The organism is Bacillus sp. FSL R5-0416 (assembly GCF_037975425.1).
GTDB lineage: Bacteria > Bacillota > Bacilli > Bacillales > Bacillaceae > Bacillus > Bacillus subtilis.
In genome coordinates this window covers 1,872,673-1,889,822 of the sequence record NZ_CP150252.1, presented here as the reverse complement: position 1 = coordinate 1,889,822, position 17,150 = coordinate 1,872,673, and the positions used below count along the sequence as shown (strand labels likewise).

22 protein-coding genes and 1 pseudogene are annotated in these 17,150 nt (G+C 41.8%); 8 read left to right on the top strand and 15 right to left on the bottom strand.

Going from position 1 to position 17,150, the window contains the following annotated elements; all coding sequences use genetic code 11:
* The first annotated feature begins 28 nt into the window (after nucleotides 1-28).
* Complete coding sequence (yokF, locus tag NYE20_RS09695) at nucleotides 29-919, top strand: endonuclease YokF (protein WP_163135730.1); 891 nt, start codon at nucleotides 29-31, stop codon at nucleotides 917-919.
* A gap of 124 nt (nucleotides 920-1,043) precedes the next feature.
* Here yokF and NYE20_RS09690 read toward each other — a convergent pair whose 3' ends face one another.
* The 3 genes and pseudogenes from NYE20_RS09690 to NYE20_RS09680 all read right to left on the bottom strand — a co-directional run.
* A complete protein-coding gene (locus NYE20_RS09690) occupies nucleotides 1,044-1,577 on the bottom strand; it encodes an N-acetyltransferase (RefSeq protein ID WP_163135728.1) in 534 nt (177 codons plus the stop codon).
* A gap of 257 nt (nucleotides 1,578-1,834) precedes the next feature.
* Entirely contained in the window at nucleotides 1,835-2,128 is a 294-nt protein-coding gene (locus NYE20_RS09685) for a hypothetical protein (RefSeq protein WP_032721590.1), read from the bottom strand.
* Nucleotides 2,129-2,238: 110 nt separating this feature from the next.
* A pseudogene (locus NYE20_RS09680) lies at nucleotides 2,239-2,793 on the bottom strand (AAA family ATPase); the annotation flags it as partial.
* A 633-nt stretch (nucleotides 2,794-3,426) separates the two neighbouring features.
* Here NYE20_RS09680 and cwlC point away from each other — a divergent pair.
* The gene (gene cwlC, locus NYE20_RS09675; RefSeq protein WP_017694914.1) at nucleotides 3,427-4,194 is read left to right on the top strand and encodes a sporulation-specific N-acetylmuramoyl-L-alanine amidase; all 768 of its coding nucleotides are present in this window, start codon (nucleotides 3,427-3,429) and stop codon (nucleotides 4,192-4,194) included.
* A gap of 63 nt (nucleotides 4,195-4,257) precedes the next feature.
* On the opposite strand, the gene NYE20_RS09670 is transcribed toward cwlC, so the two are convergent.
* The 9 genes from NYE20_RS09670 to NYE20_RS09630 all read right to left on the bottom strand — a co-directional run bounded on the left by NYE20_RS09670 (nucleotide 4,258) and on the right by NYE20_RS09630 (nucleotide 11,129).
* Nucleotides 4,258-4,878, bottom strand: a complete 621-nt coding sequence (locus NYE20_RS09670; protein ID WP_032725746.1) for a hypothetical protein — start codon at nucleotides 4,876-4,878, stop codon at nucleotides 4,258-4,260.
* Nucleotides 4,879-4,927: 49 nt separating this feature from the next.
* Nucleotides 4,928-5,917 carry a class 1b ribonucleoside-diphosphate reductase subunit beta gene (gene nrdF, locus NYE20_RS09665; RefSeq protein WP_003231754.1) on the bottom strand — a complete coding sequence of 330 codons (990 nt, stop codon included), beginning with the start codon at nucleotides 5,915-5,917 and terminating at the stop codon, nucleotides 4,928-4,930.
* 17 nt (nucleotides 5,918-5,934) lie between these two features.
* Nucleotides 5,935-8,037, bottom strand: coding sequence for a class 1b ribonucleoside-diphosphate reductase subunit alpha (gene nrdE, locus NYE20_RS09660; RefSeq protein ID WP_038828297.1), 2,103 nt, complete (start codon nucleotides 8,035-8,037; stop codon nucleotides 5,935-5,937).
* On the bottom strand, nucleotides 7,997-8,389 hold the full coding sequence (gene nrdI, locus NYE20_RS09655; protein ID WP_003231758.1) for a class Ib ribonucleoside-diphosphate reductase assembly flavoprotein NrdI: 393 nt from the start codon (nucleotides 8,387-8,389) through the stop codon (nucleotides 7,997-7,999). The genes nrdE and nrdI overlap by 41 nt, the downstream gene beginning before the upstream one ends.
* 242 nt (nucleotides 8,390-8,631) lie before the next feature.
* Nucleotides 8,632-8,862 (bottom strand): hypothetical protein, encoded by a 231-nt coding sequence (locus NYE20_RS09650; protein ID WP_003245262.1) that lies wholly within the window; start codon nucleotides 8,860-8,862, stop codon nucleotides 8,632-8,634.
* Between the two features lie 81 nt (nucleotides 8,863-8,943).
* The gene (locus tag NYE20_RS09645; protein WP_014479841.1) at nucleotides 8,944-9,216 is read right to left on the bottom strand and encodes a YmzC family protein; all 273 of its coding nucleotides are present in this window, start codon (nucleotides 9,214-9,216) and stop codon (nucleotides 8,944-8,946) included.
* Between the two features lie 194 nt (nucleotides 9,217-9,410).
* Nucleotides 9,411-9,632 carry an RNA chaperone Hfq gene (hfq, locus tag NYE20_RS09640; RefSeq protein WP_003221097.1) on the bottom strand — a complete coding sequence of 74 codons (222 nt, stop codon included), beginning with the start codon at nucleotides 9,630-9,632 and terminating at the stop codon, nucleotides 9,411-9,413.
* Between the two features lie 39 nt (nucleotides 9,633-9,671).
* Nucleotides 9,672-10,616 carry a tRNA (adenosine(37)-N6)-dimethylallyltransferase MiaA gene (gene miaA / locus NYE20_RS09635; protein WP_021479248.1) on the bottom strand — a complete coding sequence of 315 codons (945 nt, stop codon included), beginning with the start codon at nucleotides 10,614-10,616 and terminating at the stop codon, nucleotides 9,672-9,674.
* A gap of 99 nt (nucleotides 10,617-10,715) precedes the next feature.
* Complete coding sequence (locus NYE20_RS09630) at nucleotides 10,716-11,129, bottom strand: YmaF family protein (protein WP_003231769.1); 414 nt, start codon at nucleotides 11,127-11,129, stop codon at nucleotides 10,716-10,718.
* A gap of 88 nt (nucleotides 11,130-11,217) precedes the next feature.
* On the opposite strand from NYE20_RS09630, the gene NYE20_RS09625 reads away from it, so the two are divergent.
* The 3 genes from NYE20_RS09625 (at nucleotide 11,218) to ebrB (ending at nucleotide 12,312) form a co-directional block, all read left to right on the top strand.
* The gene (locus NYE20_RS09625; RefSeq protein WP_003245252.1) at nucleotides 11,218-11,493 is read left to right on the top strand and encodes a hypothetical protein; all 276 of its coding nucleotides are present in this window, start codon (nucleotides 11,218-11,220) and stop codon (nucleotides 11,491-11,493) included.
* 134 nt (nucleotides 11,494-11,627) lie between these two features.
* A complete protein-coding gene (ebrA, locus tag NYE20_RS09620; RefSeq protein ID WP_015483253.1) occupies nucleotides 11,628-11,945 on the top strand; it encodes a multidrug efflux SMR transporter subunit EbrA in 318 nt (105 codons plus the stop codon).
* Between the two features lie 13 nt (nucleotides 11,946-11,958).
* A complete protein-coding gene (ebrB, locus tag NYE20_RS09615) occupies nucleotides 11,959-12,312 on the top strand; it encodes a multidrug efflux SMR transporter subunit EbrB (protein ID WP_014476870.1) in 354 nt (117 codons plus the stop codon).
* 13 nt (nucleotides 12,313-12,325) lie between these two features.
* Here ebrB and NYE20_RS09610 read toward each other — a convergent pair whose 3' ends face one another.
* The 3 genes from NYE20_RS09610 to NYE20_RS09600 form a co-directional block, all read right to left on the bottom strand.
* The gene (locus tag NYE20_RS09610; RefSeq protein WP_003231775.1) at nucleotides 12,326-12,778 is read right to left on the bottom strand and encodes an OsmC family protein; all 453 of its coding nucleotides are present in this window, start codon (nucleotides 12,776-12,778) and stop codon (nucleotides 12,326-12,328) included.
* A gap of 69 nt (nucleotides 12,779-12,847) precedes the next feature.
* Nucleotides 12,848-13,555, bottom strand: a complete 708-nt coding sequence (locus tag NYE20_RS09605) for a poly-gamma-glutamate hydrolase family protein (RefSeq protein ID WP_003245758.1) — start codon at nucleotides 13,553-13,555, stop codon at nucleotides 12,848-12,850.
* 279 nt (nucleotides 13,556-13,834) lie between these two features.
* Nucleotides 13,835-14,068, bottom strand: coding sequence for a hypothetical protein (locus tag NYE20_RS09600; RefSeq protein WP_014476869.1), 234 nt, complete (start codon nucleotides 14,066-14,068; stop codon nucleotides 13,835-13,837).
* A gap of 224 nt (nucleotides 14,069-14,292) precedes the next feature.
* Between NYE20_RS09600 and aprX the strand changes: the two genes are divergently transcribed.
* The 3 genes from aprX to NYE20_RS09585 all read left to right on the top strand — a co-directional run bounded on the left by aprX (nucleotide 14,293) and on the right by NYE20_RS09585 (nucleotide 16,992).
* Nucleotides 14,293-15,621, top strand: a complete 1,329-nt coding sequence (gene aprX / locus NYE20_RS09595; RefSeq protein WP_161621591.1) for a serine protease AprX — start codon at nucleotides 14,293-14,295, stop codon at nucleotides 15,619-15,621.
* 111 nt (nucleotides 15,622-15,732) lie between these two features.
* Nucleotides 15,733-16,557, top strand: coding sequence for a hypothetical protein (locus NYE20_RS09590; protein ID WP_161621590.1), 825 nt, complete (start codon nucleotides 15,733-15,735; stop codon nucleotides 16,555-16,557).
* Between the two features lie 78 nt (nucleotides 16,558-16,635).
* Nucleotides 16,636-16,992, top strand: a complete 357-nt coding sequence (locus NYE20_RS09585; RefSeq protein ID WP_003231786.1) for a hypothetical protein — start codon at nucleotides 16,636-16,638, stop codon at nucleotides 16,990-16,992.
* Nucleotides 16,993-17,150: the final 158 nt, after the last annotated feature.

The window sequence follows — 17,150 nt, the reverse complement described above, 5'->3', positions numbered from 1 at the left end:
AACAAACATTCTAAAAGGGGAAATGAAGTTGAAGAAAGTATTATTAGGTTTTGCAGCATTCACTTTGAGTTTATCGTTGGCAGCTTGCAGCTCCAATGATTCTGAAAAAGTAAGCACGGAAAAAGAAACACCACAAGCGTCTACGGATGTAGAAAAGAAAACAGAACAAAAGGAAGCTACTAAAGAAAAAACTACTGACAAATCTAAAGAGAAAGACAAAAAGGAATTGGTCGATGTTGCTCTAGATAGAGCTGTTGATGGTGACACAATTAAAGTAAGCTACAATGGAAATGTAGATACAGTCCGCTACTTGCTCGTTGATACACCTGAAACTAAGAAACCAAATTCTTGTGTTCAACCATACGGTGAGGATGCATCTAAACGGAACAAAGAATTGGTCAACAGTGGTAAACTGCAGCTGGAATTTGATAAAGGCGATCGCAGAGATAAGTATGGAAGACTGTTAGCATACGTTTATGTGGATGGCAAATCTGTTCAAGAGACATTGCTAAAAGAAGGATTGGCCAGAGTAGCGTATGTATATGAGCCAAATACGAAATACATAGATCAATTTAAGAAAGACGAGCAAGAAGCAAAATCAGAGAAGCTTTCTATCTGGAGCAAGAATGGATATGTGACTGACCGAGGATTTAATGGCTGTGTGAAAGAGAAAACCACTGCAGTTAAAAAAGCAACAACATCTAAACCGGCAGCTAAACAGCCTACTACTCCAAAGACATCAAGTGAAACTTCGACTACAACTGAAAAAGAAGCTTCTTCAGAGTCAACTGGAGAAACAGAAACGTTTAAAAATTGTACAGAGTTAAGAAAGAAATATCCGAATGGAGTGCCTAGCTCCCACCCTGCTTACCAATCTAAAATGGACAGGGATCATGACAATTATGCATGTGAACGCTAATTGAAAGCCTTTTGTGGCTTTCTTTTTTATTTTTTGGGCTCTTTACACAAAAAGAGGCTATCCACAGATTAAAAAAATTTCGGGACAACCTCTTTTTAACAATATCTAATCAATCATCTAATTTTTACTCAAAAAAAGCTTTTGAATAATTAACGATACCTTGCACATCTTCAAGAGAATTATCTGCTAATTCTAGAGCCATAAACACTTCATCAGGCACCTCAAATGGGGCTTTTATATTCCATAAGCTAGCTGGCTTAAAACCAAACCTTGGATAATAATCTTTATGTCCTAAAACAATTACTGAACGATAACCAAGCTCTATTGCGTTTTTTAACGCAGTACGAATTAATTTACTCCCAATTCCTTTTTTCTGATAATCAGGCGCAACAGAAACTGGAGCAAGTGCTAAAGAATCGACAGTGTTATCGCCATCTATGATTTTTATTTTAGATAAAAGGACATGACCTACGATATCTTTATCTTGATTTAATGCGACCAATGAAAGTTCAGGAATGAATGCATCTGATTTTCTAATCCTATTTACAAGTAAATGCTCTTTTTTGTCACTATATTCTTCATTAAAAAAAGCTCTTTTAACAATTTCTTCAGTCGTATTATATTCATGTGTGAGTTCTTGTCTAATTAAGAATTCCATTCATAGTCTCCTGTTCTTTTAATTGATTACCATAAGATTTTTCTTCATCCTATAAATTAAAAAAACCAGAGAGCTATGTGAGGGAGCTCTCTGGAGTTATAGTGGCTGTTAAACCCCTATGATACATATACAGGGTACCTTATATTTGGTATGCAATCAAGCCACTTTCAGATCTAAATAAAATGGGAATTTTATTTAGAATTAATTATTATATACAGACATATCCGATAAAGCCAAAACTAGATGTAAAATCAAATTCAATTTTTATACTGATTTTTAAAGGTTAAGTGTTTAATTCCCTGATCCTTAAAAACTTGACGGATATAAGGTGGAGAATAATCGAAAGCTCGACTAATTTCCTTCAGGCTCATTTTCTTATTGAAATGCAGATCATAAAGAAAAGCAAAGTCCTTAGTTCGTCTACGCTTAGACAATTCCTGAAATGAAAGCTTGTCCACATTTTGTGATTTAAATAAATCTAAAATAATCCAATCTGAAATATTTAGTTCCTTAGAAATCTCTCCTACAGTTTTAAGCTCTTCAAAGTGCATTTTTTTGATCTCATTAAATCGCTCTAAATATTGCTGCCATACGTATTTATGCTGACGTTGAGGCTTAGGGATATCGAGTTGAGAAGTGGCATAAAAGTTAAAACCTTGTTCTTGACAAGTGTGTCGATCGCTTCTTTCCCAAAGTCCTTTTCGCCGCCTCTTGCCAGCGAGTAGGCTTCGTCTATAAACAAAATGCCACCTAATGACTTTTTGATTAAGTCTCTCGTCTTTTGGGCGGTGTGTCCGATATACTCCCCGACCAGGTCAGCCCGCTCCGCTTCTATTAAGTGGCCTTTTGACAGGACATTCATTTCAAAGAACAGCTTGCCGATGAGCCGTGCAACCGTCGTTTTTCCCGTTCCCGGATTTCCTTTAAACATCATGTGCAACGCTTGCTTTCCAACCTTCAAGCCTTGCTCCGCGCGTTTTTGGTTCACAAAAATCCAGGCGTATATTTCCTTGATGTTGCGTTTCATTTCCTCCATCCCAACTAATGCGCTCATCTCTTTTTCGATTTCCTTCAAAATGCCGTGCTTTGCTTCGTTTTTTTGCAATGCAGCCTGATATTCCGCCTCTGCCTCAGCATTCGTCAGCACCTGCTTTTGCCCGTTCAGAATAATGTTGATCTGTCCGTTGTTTTTATAAGTCACAGCGCGCTCCAACATCTTCACCTCTCTGTTCTCTCTATATGATATTCAAGCGGATGCCGATTGTGACAAACGCCTATCATGTGTCGAAACAATTGCTTTTTTCGGGAACAATAAGGAATCCTGCGCTTTCCCGAGAAATACTTTATTTCTTATTGTATTCACGGACATGGGGTGGACAAACCATGAGATTTTGTTTTTAATCATTTTGTCAGAGTATTATAGTGAGCTTCTTTTTCTCATTATTATCCCCATTCGCCAATCCTTTTTTCATGTAACGGGCTGTTTTTTGTACGAAGCGTATTACCCGCCGTAAGATACCTGAAGTGTTTTTCTTTTTTTCGATTTATAAAGTGGTGTCTTTAATGAAAGGAGCTTTTCTCATCAATTTACGTTTCAAATGCTTATGAACGTAAAGCTTAAAATCAGCAGGAATCAGTGCAGGTTAACCGAACCCATAGTACAAACAAACATATGGCGTATGCACATATTTCATGTCGGGCCGTATCTGTTGTCGCTTCATGTTGAATTGTGCGCTTTCCCGAGAAATAATTCCCGGTGTGAAAGGGTTATTTCCTCATTTTTCAGTTGAATGATAATCGTACAAGCAGAAGCCGTGTTTTTTCATATCCTGTAATGAGGTGATGAAAAATGGTTAAAATTTTTATTGATCCTGGCCATGGCGGGTCTGATCCAGGCGCAACAGGTAATGGCCTTCAGGAAAAAACGTTAACCCTGCAAATCGCTTTAGCCTTACGTACGATATTAACTAATGAATATGAAGGCGTTTCTTTGCTGCTGAGCCGGACAAGCGACCAATATGTCAGCTTAAACGACCGGACAAATGCCGCAAATAACTGGGGAGCAGATTTCTTTTTGTCCATTCACGTTAATTCCGGGGGAGGCACAGGTTTTGAAAGCTATATTTATCCAGGTGTAGGAGCCCCGACGACGACTTATCAATCGGCAATTCACTCTGAAGTGATACAAGCTGTCGACTTTGCCGATCGCGGCAAAAAAACGGCGAACTTCCACGTCCTAAGGGAGTCGGCAATGCCTGCCCTCTTGACCGAGAACGGCTTCATTGATACCGTTGCCGATGCAAATAAGCTGAAAACGAGCAGTTTTATTCAAAGCTTAGCGAGAGGACATGCAAACGGGCTGGAGCAAGCCTTTAACCTTAAAAAGACTTCCAGCTCAGGGTTATATAAGGTTCAAATCGGCGCATTTAAAGTCAAAGCGAATGCCGACTCGCTCGCAAGTAAAGCCGAAGCCAAAGGTTTTGACTCGATTGTCCTATTAAAGGACGGATTATACAAAGTGCAGATTGGCGCATTTTCATCCAAAGACAATGCAGACACCCTCGCTGCCAGAGCGAAAAATGCCGGCTTTGACGCTATTGTGATCCTAGAATCATAACCGAGACGGGGACGAGCGTCTCATAAAAAAACCCGGCTCCTCATCGCGAGAAACCGGGTTTTTTTATTCAAGAATATCAACAACAAACTGTGACCATGTTTCCAGACGGTTGTAGATGTCATCCTGTTTTAATTCAGAAACTTTCATCCATTTACCCGCAATTTGTTCTTTCTCCTTCACTTCCACTTGTGCCCCAGGCTTTAATTGAAGCGCAGAAAGAATACCGATATGCACTTTGCCAACACTGTTTTCATCATCATTGATCAATCCCAGTGTGACAATCGCCTGTTTATCTTCTTCATTTATTTGCAGTTCTTCCTCAAGCTCACGGTCTGTGTTCAGCTTTAAGACTTCAGCAAATGAAGCTGCCCCTTCGATGGCGTTCATATGGCCGCCAAAGCCGAGAGAAAGCTTGTTGTGCAGACGCGATTCACCGCCGCCAGCCAGCCGCTCGTAAAGAAAAACTTCATCTTCACGCTTAATGACGACATAAGGTATCGGCTGCTTGAAACGCGGATCTTCTTCTGCGTCCCCTCTTCTCATTTCACGATAGGCCGCTTCAATCTGAGCCATGATTTCTGCTACTCTGCTATCTTCATTGTACACGCCCTGGAAGGTTAAGCTTTCTTTCTTAAACACATCATCGCGCGGGGCAACTAAAATCATTTCGTCCATTTTTCCCATGGGTACTGCGTCCTCCTCATTTGAACCTTCAAGCCGAAAAGAGCAGATATTATATCTGCTCTTTTTCATCTTCAAAATAAAAGTCATCATCTTTGAGCGGCTCAACTGTCGCTTTTTTATAGCCATTCCCCTTCATAGAGAAGAAGTCATGCGATTTTGTTTTTGTGTTTAATCCGTTTAATACGATCGGATTAATATCTTCCTCTTCGAAGTATGGATCAAATCCAAGATTCATCAGCGCTTTATTCGCATTATAGCGGATGAATTTCTTTACATCGTGTGAGAGTCCGACTTGATCGTACAAATCCTCTGTATATTCAAGCTCATTTTCATATAACTGATTCAGAAGGTCAATCGCAAATTCACGAAGCTCTGCTTTTTTCTCTTCTGTCTGTTTATTATAAATTTCCTGAGCAAGGAGACCGACATACACGCCGTGAATCGCTTCGTCACGAAGGATCAGGTTAATGATCTCACCGCTTTGCATCAGTTTTCCTTGTCCGTAGAAATATAACGGATAATAGAAACCGCTGTAGAAAAGGAAGCTTTCCAGATAGACGGAAGCAACCATCGCTTTGAACAGTGAAATTTCATCATCTTTTTGAATGGCTTTGTAAAGCCCGACAATCATTTGCGCTTTTTTCTGCAAATATTTATTTTGTTTAACCCATTCAAATACTTCATTGATCGTTTCAGTCGGTGCAAGGGTCATGAAAATATTAGAGTACGACTTCGCATGGACAGCGTTCTCCATCATCGCCATGAAGTTCAGCACCGCTTTCCGCTGGTGGCCATCTACGTGTTCAGCCACGATCGGCATCCCCGTATTCCCCTGCTCTGTATCAAGAAGCGTAAGTCCGGCCAGTACCTTCATATAAGTATCCTGCTCATTTTTTCCGAGGTACTTCCATGTGAGGAGATCGCCGTTTAAAGCAATCTCTTCAGGAAGCCAGAACTGTTTCACGTTTTGGTTATAGAACATTTGGGTAAAATCGTCTTCATGCTTTGACCAGTTTGCTGCGTCATAAATTTTTGTCACTATAAACTCTCCTTTAATCAAACAACACAAGAAAGGCAGCTGTCTTGCCCAGTATCTTTCGTTCTTGCATAGTAAATGGTTTTAATACCTCTATGATGTGCATACAGATCGATTCGGTTTAAATCACGGGTCGTCATTGTGTCTTTTAAGAACAATGTAAAGCTGATTCCCTGATCAATGTGCTGCTGGATAGTGGCGATCATATCAACAACCTTGAACATGTCCATATCGTAGGCTTCTTTATAGAAGAACCAGTTATTAGATGCAAGCCCAGGCATTGGGTAGTACGTTTTTGAGTTGCCGTATGTTCGTTCTTCAATCCGTTCCATAATCGGCATAACAGACGCCGTGCTTGATTGAACGTATGAGATAGAGCCTGTCGGCGCAATGCATAATCTGTAGCTGTGATACATGCCGTGTTCAGCGACAAATGCTTTTAGCTTTTCCCAGTCCTCTGTCGTCGGGATATGCATACCCTCAAACAGGTTGGCGATTTTTTCGTATTTCGGTGAGAAATCAGTTGAAACGTATTTGTCGAAGTATTCACCTGTCGCATAGGTTGATCCTTCATATTGATCAAATGTTTCGCCCTTCTCTTTTGCAATTTCCGCAGAACGCTGGATGGAGTAGAAGTTCACCATCATAAAGAACGTGTTTGCAAAGTCACGCGCTTCCGGACTTTCATACGCAATGCCGTTTTGCGCAAGGTAGCCGTGAAGGTTCATAGCACCGAGGCCGATTGATTTCATCGCTTTGTTTGCCCGTCTTACAGCAGGCGCATTACGGATGTCAGTTGTTTCAGACACGTGTGTTAAAGAGTCTGTCGCAAGCTTGACTGTCTTTTCGATTGATTTATGCTCCATGACATTGAGAATGTTAAGCGAACCCAGGTTGCAGGAAATATCCAGACCGATTTCATCTTCTTCATCATAGTCTGTGTATGAAGAAACTTGAGATGCCTGCAGCACTTCAGAGCAAAGGTTAGAAAATTTGACCTTGGAAATATGGTTATTCGCATGCACTTTATTGACGTTATCTTGGAACATGATGTATGGATAGCCTGATTCAGAACGAAGCATCGCCAATTTTTCAAGCAGTTTCCGCGGGTTGATTTTTTCCTTTTTCACCCGAGGGTTGTCGACAAACTTGTCGTACATTTCGTTCATGTCCATCTCATCCATGTGCTGGCCGTACTCTTTATAAATCGTGTGCGGATAGAATACATAAGCCGCTTTGTCCTCGCGTGCAAGCTCAACGAACTTATCCGGAATGACAACACCGATCGAAAGCGTTTTGACGCGCACATCTTCATCCGCAGAAATCTTTTTCGTATCAAGAAAATCATTGATATCGCGGTGGAAAATGTTTAAATACGCCGCGCCGGACCCTTGTCTTTGTCCCATTTGGTCAGCGTAACGGAACGCGTTATCAAGAAGCTTCATGACGCCTACAACGCCTTTTGTCGCATTCTCAACATCTTTAATGGCTTCACCTTTCGCGCGAAGCTTGGACAGGTTAAGAGAAACCCCGCCGCCAAGCTTAGAAAGCTGCATGGAGATATCGATTGCTCTTGAAATGTCATTTAAAGAATCATTAACTTCGAGCAAGAAACAGCTCACAAGTTCACCGCGGCGTTTTCTGCCGGCATTCAAAAATGTCGGTGTGCTCGGCTGATATTCTTGATTGATCATCAGGTTTACATATTCTTTTGCTTTCTCAGTGTCGCCGTTAGCGAAGAACAGCGCAACAATTGAGATCCGGTCCTCATAACGCTCGAGGATTTTTTTCTTGTCATTCGTTTTCAAAGCATAGTCATTATAGAATTTAAACGCACTCATGAAGGAAGGAAAACGAAACTTCTTAGCGTAAGCTGTCTTAAACACTTCTTTAATGTCTTCAAAAGAATAAAGGCTTAAGAATTCCTCTTCGTAGTATTGATTTTCAACCAAATAATCCAGCTTCTCTTTTAAATCGTGAAAGAAGACTGTGTTTTGATTGATATAATCTACAAAATAGCTATGTACAGCCTCTTTATCCTTATCAAACTGGAATTTCCCATCTTTTTGGATCATGATTTCGTTATTTAACTGGATCCATTTTGGCACTTGATTTTGTGACAACTCTTTCTACCTCCTGAGTAAACAATTCAACGTCTTTAGATGTGCCGCTGAGTTCAAATTTGTGCAAGATCGGCACCTGATATTGTCTTGAAATGGTATCGGCGCTTTTTGCAAAGTTATCGCCCCATACTTTGTTGCCGCTCGCAGCGACTCCTAATAAGAGATGGGCGTATTTTTCGAGAAATGATTGTGTTGATGCCGGTACCTGGCCGAAGTTTGTCGTGTAGGTGACCAAAACAAACGGAGTGTCCACGTGGTCCATTTCGTCCACCTTGCGTATCTGCTGAAAGCCTGTTTTATTCACAAACCGCTGAACATTCCCTGTTTTCGAATCAAATATGATTTGTACCACGTTTTATCACGACCTATCAAAAAATATGAATCTCTCATCACTAACACTATATATAGTATACTACCCTCTAGCAAAAACACAATATATAGATTCGTTTTTATGAAAAATTCATATTTTGATCAAATCAGGCAAATGGGCAGACTCATTAGGGCCCAAAAAAGAGAGCAGAACGAGAATCATCTCTCGTCCTACTCGGGGTGTCGTTTTTAGCCGATGTATATCATAACATGAAAAAAAACTGCTTAGTAGTCTAGATTTTTTTTTCTTAAGCTATCACAGCATTTTTCGCTCTCTACTGTTTCTTCTATTTCAACATCCGCGCCGATCTCTTCTAAAACCGCCTTCAAAGCAGTGATAATTGACGCTTCTCTGATTAATTCTTTTCCGTTCACAATGATACTTGTTCCGTATTCATAGCAAGAATCATCTTCGCAAATTTCTTCCCAATGATTCACGATCACTTTATGCTTCATGTTTTCACCCTCTGTTTGATCTGTGTCTGTATTTAGTTTAGCGGCTGGCATCCGCTTTGTAAATTCGAATGCTTGTGAATTTTATTCAAGCTCATCATCCGCGTATTCTTTCTTCAGCTTTACCTCATTGCGGGACTCATTATACTCATAAATTTTGATATAGCCGTCCTCCATAACGCCAAAATGGTTATGTTCAAGTGGAAACGAGGTGGGCTGAGGCGTTTCATAGTCTGAATTGCCGCTGTCTGTTTCAATAATGGTATCTTGATTCCCGCACGCCCCGAACAGTAAAAAGACAGCTATCCATACAAGTGCAATCCTGATTCGTCTCAGTTCTGCTTCACTTTCAAACAAGGTCGATCACTCCCAAATTCATTTTATACATAATATACCATTTTACTTCCGTATGTTGTTCTCATAAAAAAAGACCGTGCCTTGGCATGGTCAGCTTACACAAAAAGCTTGGAGCAAAAGTGGATGCATGTTAAAAATGGCCGCCGGGAACCCCCGGCAGCCTTTCCTCATGTCTTGACATGGCATTTTTTGATCTATTCGAGTTCAAGCTGGACGTTTTTTTGCGGCGCAAACGTTGAGATCGCATGTTTATATATAAGCTGCTGCTTACCTTCCGATTCCAACAATACGGTAAAGTTATCAAAGCCTTTCACCTGGCCCCGCAACTGAAAGCCGTTCAGCAAAAAAACAGTGACATACGTATTTTCTTTCCGGATTTGATTCAAAAACTGATCCTGAATATTAATCGGTTTCATGTTTCGTCCTCCTTGATTCTCTATATCATAAAGTTTCGATTAAAGTTCGAGTTTTCCTGCTATATGTGTGAAAATTTCCTTTTTTTTCAGCTCCATATCAACAGGCGGTGTCATATCGAACCATGTGACCTGCATTTTGTTGCGAAACCACGTCAACTGGCGTTTCGCATACCGCCTCGAGTTCTGCTTTAGCTGTTCGACAGCATCGGAAAGTGTCACAAAACCGTCAAAATATGCATACAGCTCTTTATAGCCTATCGCCTGTATTGATTGACAGTCTCTCACGTTCTTGTCGTATAAGCGTTTCACTTCCGGAAGAAGGCCTGACTGCATCATCATATCGACCCGCTGATTAATTCTTTCGTAAAGCGTGTCTCTATCCATTGTCAGGCCAATTAACACTGCATTGTACAGAAGTTCTCGTTTTTGTTCCTTCAAATGCTGGGACATCGTTTTTCCGGACGTATGTAAAATTTCCAGTGCGCGAATGACTCTTCTTGTATTATTCGGATGAATCGCAGCTGCTGCCTCGGGATCTGCTGCAGCAAGTTTGGCATGAAGAAAGTCAGCGCCTTCCCGCTCAGCTGCCATTTGCATGCTCTCTCGAAACACGGGATCATTTGCCTCTTCCGTAAATGTATAATCGTAAAGCACAGATTGTATATAAAGCCCTGTACCGCCGACAATCATCGGAAGCTTTCCTCTATTTGCAATCTCGCTGATTTTATTTCTTACTAAGCTTTGATAATCGGCAGTAGAGAAAGAGTCTTGGGGATCTAAAATGTCAATCAGATGATGGGGCACTCCCTCCATCTCCTGTTCGGTAATTTTAGCTGTTCCAATATCCATCCCTTTATAAATCTGCATCGAATCTCCGCTGATAATTTCCGCGTTTAAGGATTTGGCTAGCTGAATACTTAAATTGGTTTTCCCCACTGCCGTCGGTCCGACTAAAATGACAACGGGCTGCTTCGTATTATTCAATATGTATCACTCTCTTTTATAAATCTCCCCCCATTATAGCATTCAACATGGACAACCACCTATCCATTTTGCCCTTTTTTTGCATCGGTAAACATCCTTCTACCAGCCGAGCGGCTCATTGCCGACAATTTCCCTTGTCTTTCCTTTCAGGGTATGACGATGCGTTTTTCTTCTGTCATCTCCGGGATCGTACACAACCCCTCCGTACTGGATCTCAATCGGCTCGTTATAGGCCAGATACGTCGTTTCTTCGATTTCATGATAATGTGTGCCATCTGCTAAGGGAATCGCCGGTCCTGAGATTCCGTAATACCGATGAAAATGGCCGTTTTCAAATGAAGTGATCCCTGTATAGTAATGTGTATGCTGATCGGTATTTGATCCGTTTGCCGGCTGAGTAAACCCTTCGATTAGATGATAATGGCCCTGTTCTCTCGTTGTTTTGACATGATAAGCATGTGCGTGGGGCGGTGCTTTTGACCAGTCAGACTGATACAGGCCCAATGTGTTCACATCCTCCTTTTCCTCGATTCGCCCAATCAAATCCGGGCAGGGTGAATACACTGCATCATCTACACTTTATTACAGGAGGAAAGAAAACATGAACGAGTTAGAGCATTTCAGCCCTGAAGATACAAGAATATTTGGAAGGCCGTTCGGATTCGGGAGACCATTTGGGTTTGGAAGACCGTTCGGGTTCGGTTACGGGTTTGGAAGACCCGGATTTGGTTATGGGTTTGGCCGGCCATTCGGATTTTTTGGAGGACCGTTTATCGGTGGCCTTGCAGGCGGGCTTATAGGAAGCGCTTTATTTAATCCTTATTTGTATGGCGGATACCCCTATTATCCGTATGCCCCGTTCCCTTTTTATTATTAAACGCACAAGACCCCTTAAAAAGGGGTCTTTTTTAGTGTGTGAAAATGAATCTCTTGACTCATACATAGGCATACACTAATATTTTTCTAGCTGAAGTTTTTTCTAATCTAAAAATATAGTGAGGAGAATTCATGATGTTGATAGGATATATATTCCTCACGATTGCCATATGTTCGGAATCGATAGGAGCAGCCATGCTGAAAGTATCTGATGGCTTCAAAAAGTGGAAGCCAAGTGCTTTGGTCGTTATTGGCTATTCCCTCGCCTTTTATATGCTGTCCCTGACTTTAAACCATATTCCCCTGAGCCTCTCCTATGCGACTTGGAGCGGGGCGGGCACGGTGCTGACGACAGTGATCGGAGTAAAATGGTTCAAGGAAGATCTGAATGCCAAAGGGCTTATCGGGATTCTTTTATTACTATCAGGGGTCGTGTTACTTAATTGGCAGTAAAGGAGTGATGAAGATGAGAGGATTGCTTTATTTGGCTCTCGCCATTGTATCTGAAGTGTTTGGGAGCACGATGCTGAAGCTTTCAGAAGGATTTACACAAGCCTGGCCCATTGCCGGAGTCATAGTCGGATTTCTTTCTGCTTTTACGTTTCTAAGCTTTTCTTTAAAAACAATTGACTTATCAAGCGCGTATGCAACATGGTCGGGCGTTGGTACCGCACTTACAGCAATTGTCGGGTTTTTGCTTTTTGGCGAAACCATCAGTTTAAAAGGTGTATTCGGTCTCACGCTTGTCATTGCAGGCGTGGTCGTGCTAAATCAATCGAAAGCCCACGCTGAAGATAAAAAACAGACGGTCTGTGAGTGACCGTCTGTTTTCTTTATTCTCCACCCAGTTTCACAGAGGCTTCAAGCTGCAGCTCGACATTTCCTTGAATTGCACGCGAAATCATGCATGACGACTCCGCTTTTTTACAAAGCTTGTGCGCCAATGCGACGTCGTCTTGTGAAGCATCATGTTTAAGCACGACAGAGGGACGGTGAATGATCTTTTTGTATGTAAAGACTCCTTTTGTGACGTCGACAATGCCTTCTGACTCCATCTGTAAGTCTTCTTTTTCCAGCCCGCTTCTCTCCATCATCGCTGCAAGTGTAATAATGTAACAGGTCGCTGCCGCCCCGAGAAGCATTTCATCTGGGTTGGTCCCTTCTCCCGGGCCATCCATTTCTTTAGGAATGGAAATCGATGTGATCAGGTTTCCGCTTTCAATCGTACCGACATCATTGCGGTTACCCGGCCAATTCGCTTTTAAATAAAAATGATGATCTGCCATTGTTTTGCCTCCTTTTTTATCCTATTTCAGTCTACTGATCTTCTCTTATTTTGTCTTCTGATCTGCTTGTTACGAATACTCTTTTTCCAGGACACCTTTGATCGCACTGACATAAGCATAAAATTCACTGTTCTTTGTGTATTTTCTATTTTTATAATAAAAATCATCAAAAAATGCTTCTCTCTGCTCACGACTGATTTCCAGCTGGATACTTAGCCCCGTTTCCCCTTGATTATTAATGTTTTCGGCATTCAATCCAGCAAGACCGCTTTTAGACGACGCTAACTCAGCGGAAAACCCTCTCCGCTCAAGGGCTCTCACAATCATTTTAGCCCGTTTTCGGTCTGTTCCCCCTACAAGCGTATTCTTGTTCTCTCCTTTATATCCGTGAAAAGCCACCACATATTGATGCTCCTTGATTTTCTTTTTTGCCAATGGCTCATCAAAGTTGGTGCTTGTAATGTGCAGTGTTTGGTTATCGTGGGACTTCAACCCTTCAAACAGGTATGTAGAGTATTCATTATTGAAATAACGCACAAGCTCACTTACTCCGCCTTCAATTCTTCCGCCATGCGGAGACATAATTAAGACTTTGCTTCCTTTTTTCTCATTATATGAAATATCGTAATCGGCTGGGCTCTCATTCTCTGCCAAGCTGCTGAAATTTGAATATGTATCTGGCTGATTTGATGGTTCTGGTTCCAATGAGTAATGAACATATCTCAAGAACAAGACAATGGCTAAGACTAATATGACATTTAGTAAAAATCTTCTCATGTTTAACTCCTTTCATAAGAATGGCGCGGTTCATTATATGAGGTTTAGCCAATAGGTTTTATCTTACCATTGTATACACAATATCATCAGTGAAAAAGTTCCCGGTTTCAAAAAATCAATTGATTGTCACGGTTATTAGCGGTTCATTTCAAATAAGAGTGAAAAAAGGTTGAGAGGAAAGACATAAAAGGTAGGAACAACCTCACTTGGCAAATAAATGTATATAGGTTCAAGGAGGGTTTTAGTAACAGGCTGCCCGGTTGCTGAGACGGACAGCTGTTACCGGCCTGCAGAATAGAGATTTTGCTTATTTGTTCTCACAAAGTCACAGGAGAGGATAGAGTCCAATAAAAATGTTCTGATCTGTTGTTTCGAAAAACAAAATGCTTTGATTTTCGTTTTGCTTTTCTGTCTCACAATAATCGTTCTTTTACTAATCGTTCCGTCTTTCTTCATATATATAATGCTGATTGGCATTTGGCTTTCCAAAGATCGGTGCAAGTAGAAATTCATACGGTTGCTCTCCCCTTCCCAGTTTGATATGATCACATTATAATACGAACAAACGTTCTTTTTCAATCCCCAATGATTTCCTCAACTTCTGAATCTATCGCATCTAATGCGAAAGATTCAGAAAAACAAACTCTTGTCTGTCTCTTATAGAGGACAAACAAACTTACCAAACCTATCATCTGTTCATAGAGTATACAGAGAACCTTATAATAGGAGGAAAATACATGTTTGGGTACTCTATGGTACAAATGGTGAGAGCAAATGCTCACAAGCTAGATTGGCCGTTACGGGAAACCGTATTGCAGCTTTACAGGCCCTTCAAATGGACTCCTTGCTTCTTGCATAAATTTTTCGAAACCAAATTGCAAAACAGAAAAAAAATGTCAGTCATTATCGAATTTGAGGAAGGCTGTCACGAGACCGGCTTTCAAATGGCTGGAGAGGTTCTGCAAAAAGAAAAACGCAGCAAGCTAAAAAGCCGCTTCAACAAAATCAACTGCTGCAGCGCGGAGGTTACTCCTTCAGCATTACATTCCCTTCTCTCTGAATGCAGCAATATCCGTAAAGTGTATTTAAACCGCGAAGTCAAAGCGCTTTTAGACACGGCAACCGAAGCAAGCCATGCGAAGGAAGTCGTCAGAAACGGGCAAACCCTGACAGGAAAAGGTGTTACTGTCGCTGTTGTCGATACAGGAATCTACCCGCACCCTGATCTAGAAGGCAGAATTATCGGGTTCGCGGACATGGTCAATCAAAAAACAGAGCCGTACGATGATAATGGTCATGGCACACACTGTGCAGGTGATGTCGCAAGCAGCGGTGCATCCTCTTCCGGTCAATACCGCGGACCTGCACCGGAAGCCAATCTCATCGGCGTAAAGGTATTAAACAAGCAGGGTTCAGGAACGTTAGCAGATATTATAGAGGGTGTTGAGTGGTGTATTCAATACAATGAGGACAACCCCGATGAACCGATTGATATTATTAGCATGTCGCTCGGGGGCGATGCCCTTAGATATGATCATGAACAGGAAGATCCGTTAGTCAGAGCGGTTGAGGAAGCGTGGAGCGCAGGGATTGTCGTCTGTGTCGCTGCCGGAAACTCAGGCCCTGATTCGCAGACCATTGCAAGCCCGGGCGTGAGCGAAAAGGTGATTACAGTAGGTGCGCTTGACGATAACAATACTGCAAGCAGCGATGATGATACTGTCGCTTCCTTCTCAAGCCGCGGCCCGACAGTATATGGGAAAGAAAAGCCCGATATTTTAGCGCCGGGTGTTAATATTATTTCCCTTCGCTCTCCGAATTCTTATATTGATAAGCTCCAAAAGTCAAGCCGTGTAGGGTCTCAGTACTTTACAATGTCAGGAACCTCGATGGCAACACCGATTTGCGCAGGAATCGCAGCTTTAATTCTTCAGCAAAACCCGGATCTTACCCCCGATGAAGTAAAAGAGCTTTTGAAAAACGGCACGGACAAATGGAAAGATGAAGATCCGAATATCTACGGAGCGGGCGCTGTCAACGCAAAAAATTCCGTCCCTGGCCAATAAAAAGCACCAAAAAGCCGGCAATTCTCTCTCAGCAGAACTGCCGGTTTTTTCGTTTGAATATTCATAATCATAAGGTAAAATAATGGAAAATAGATGAAGGAAGTGAAGAAAGTGCCATATTATATCTGCAATACATGCGGTGTGCAACATGCACAGACTGTAGATCCGCCCAACTCGTGTCTGATTTGCGAGGATGAAAGACAGTATATTCATCCCGATGGACAAACTTGGACAACTCTTGAAGACATGCGTGAGAAAGGAACCCTTCAAAACATCCTCCAAAAGGAAGAAGAGCATCTTTACAGCATCAAAACTGAACCAGAGTTTGCGATTGGACAAACAGCCCATCTTATCCAGCATAAGGGCTTCAATGTGCTGTGGGATTGCATGACATATCTTGACCAAAAGACAATTGACCAAATCAACGAATTAGGCGGTATTCAAGCCATTGCCTTGTCTCATCCGCATTATTACTCTACTCAGGTTGAGTGGGCTGAAGCGTTTCAGGCGCCGATCTATATCCATGAGGATGATAAAGAATGGGTGACAAGGCCAAGCAATCACATTCACTTCTGGTCAGGGGAAACGCTCAACGTAAAGCCGGGACTGGACCTTTACCGACTGGGCGGACATTTTAAAGGCGGTGCTGTTTTGCATTGGAGCAAGGGCAATGAAGGGAAAGGGTGTCTATTGACCGGAGATATCATTACGGTTGCGGCGGACCGAAACTGGGTCAGCTTTATGTACAGCTACCCAAATCTCATTCCCCTTCCCGCCTCCAAAGTTGAAGAAATAGCAGCCAAAGTAAAACCGCTTCAATTCAACCGGCTTTACAATGCTTTTTCTAAAGTTGTCAAAGAAAATGCAGGTGAAGCGGTCCAGCGTTCTGCCGTACGCTATATCAAGGCTCTCAACAGCGAATTGTTTCATACATAAAGAGTGAGGCGGCTCTTTTCCGTGTAAAAGATGCAGCAATTGGGAATAGTATCGTGTAGATCAAAAGGAGGAATATTGATGGCACACACGAATACACAGCTTTCTCAATGGCTGGAATCAAAAGTCGGCCAGACGCTTGATATTAGAAAAGGTGAATTGACCCATGATGAAGAGATATCAGACTTGGATCAGATTGTTCTCCACCTTCAAAAAGTGGCTATACGCAGTACGAATCATCCTGATGATTATGTTGCGAAAGAAGAGCTTGTTTTAGAAGGCGAAGGAACAACATTCACTGAGGACGGAAACGTACCGCTTCCGCAAAATGCCTATGAGATTCCTTTATTAGGTGACATTCATATTCACCAAGAAAACGAAGGATTGAAGGTCGTAACAGATCGTGCAGTATATACAATTGATATCCAGCACAGCTGACAGTCACTTTCATCAAAATAATACAGCGTAGCGCCTTTGAGCTTTCGTTCAAAGGCGCTGCTTTATATCGAGCCTTTTTTCACTTTTTTCGTTCTTCACCCTATTGAATGACTCCTAAAATAGATATATAGTTTTAGAGACAGGATTACATTTCAAAT

Coding starts and splice junctions, on each gene's coding strand:
- NYE20_RS09690 (WP_163135728.1), bottom strand. CDS start 1,577: ATGGAATTCTTAATTAGACAAGAACTCACACATGAATATAATACGACT.
- NYE20_RS09685 (WP_032721590.1), bottom strand. CDS start 2,128: ATGCACTTTGAAGAGCTTAAAACTGTAGGAGAGATTTCTAAGGAACTA.
- cwlC (WP_017694914.1), top strand. CDS start 3,427: ATGGTTAAAATTTTTATTGATCCTGGCCATGGCGGGTCTGATCCAGGC.
- NYE20_RS09670 (WP_032725746.1), bottom strand. CDS start 4,878: ATGGGAAAAATGGACGAAATGATTTTAGTTGCCCCGCGCGATGATGTG.
- NYE20_RS09650 (WP_003245262.1), bottom strand. CDS start 8,862: ATGAAGCATAAAGTGATCGTGAATCATTGGGAAGAAATTTGCGAAGAT.
- hfq (WP_003221097.1), bottom strand. CDS start 9,632: ATGAAACCGATTAATATTCAGGATCAGTTTTTGAATCAAATCCGGAAA.
- NYE20_RS09625 (WP_003245252.1), top strand. CDS start 11,218: ATGAACGAGTTAGAGCATTTCAGCCCTGAAGATACAAGAATATTTGGA.
- ebrA (WP_015483253.1), top strand. CDS start 11,628: ATGTTGATAGGATATATATTCCTCACGATTGCCATATGTTCGGAATCG.
- ebrB (WP_014476870.1), top strand. CDS start 11,959: ATGAGAGGATTGCTTTATTTGGCTCTCGCCATTGTATCTGAAGTGTTT.
- NYE20_RS09610 (WP_003231775.1), bottom strand. CDS start 12,778: ATGGCAGATCATCATTTTTATTTAAAAGCGAATTGGCCGGGTAACCGC.
- NYE20_RS09605 (WP_003245758.1), bottom strand. CDS start 13,555: ATGAGAAGATTTTTACTAAATGTCATATTAGTCTTAGCCATTGTCTTG.
- NYE20_RS09600 (WP_014476869.1), bottom strand. CDS start 14,068: ATGAATTTCTACTTGCACCGATCTTTGGAAAGCCAAATGCCAATCAGC.
- aprX (WP_161621591.1), top strand. CDS start 14,293: ATGTTTGGGTACTCTATGGTACAAATGGTGAGAGCAAATGCTCACAAG.
- NYE20_RS09585 (WP_003231786.1), top strand. CDS start 16,636: ATGGCACACACGAATACACAGCTTTCTCAATGGCTGGAATCAAAAGTC.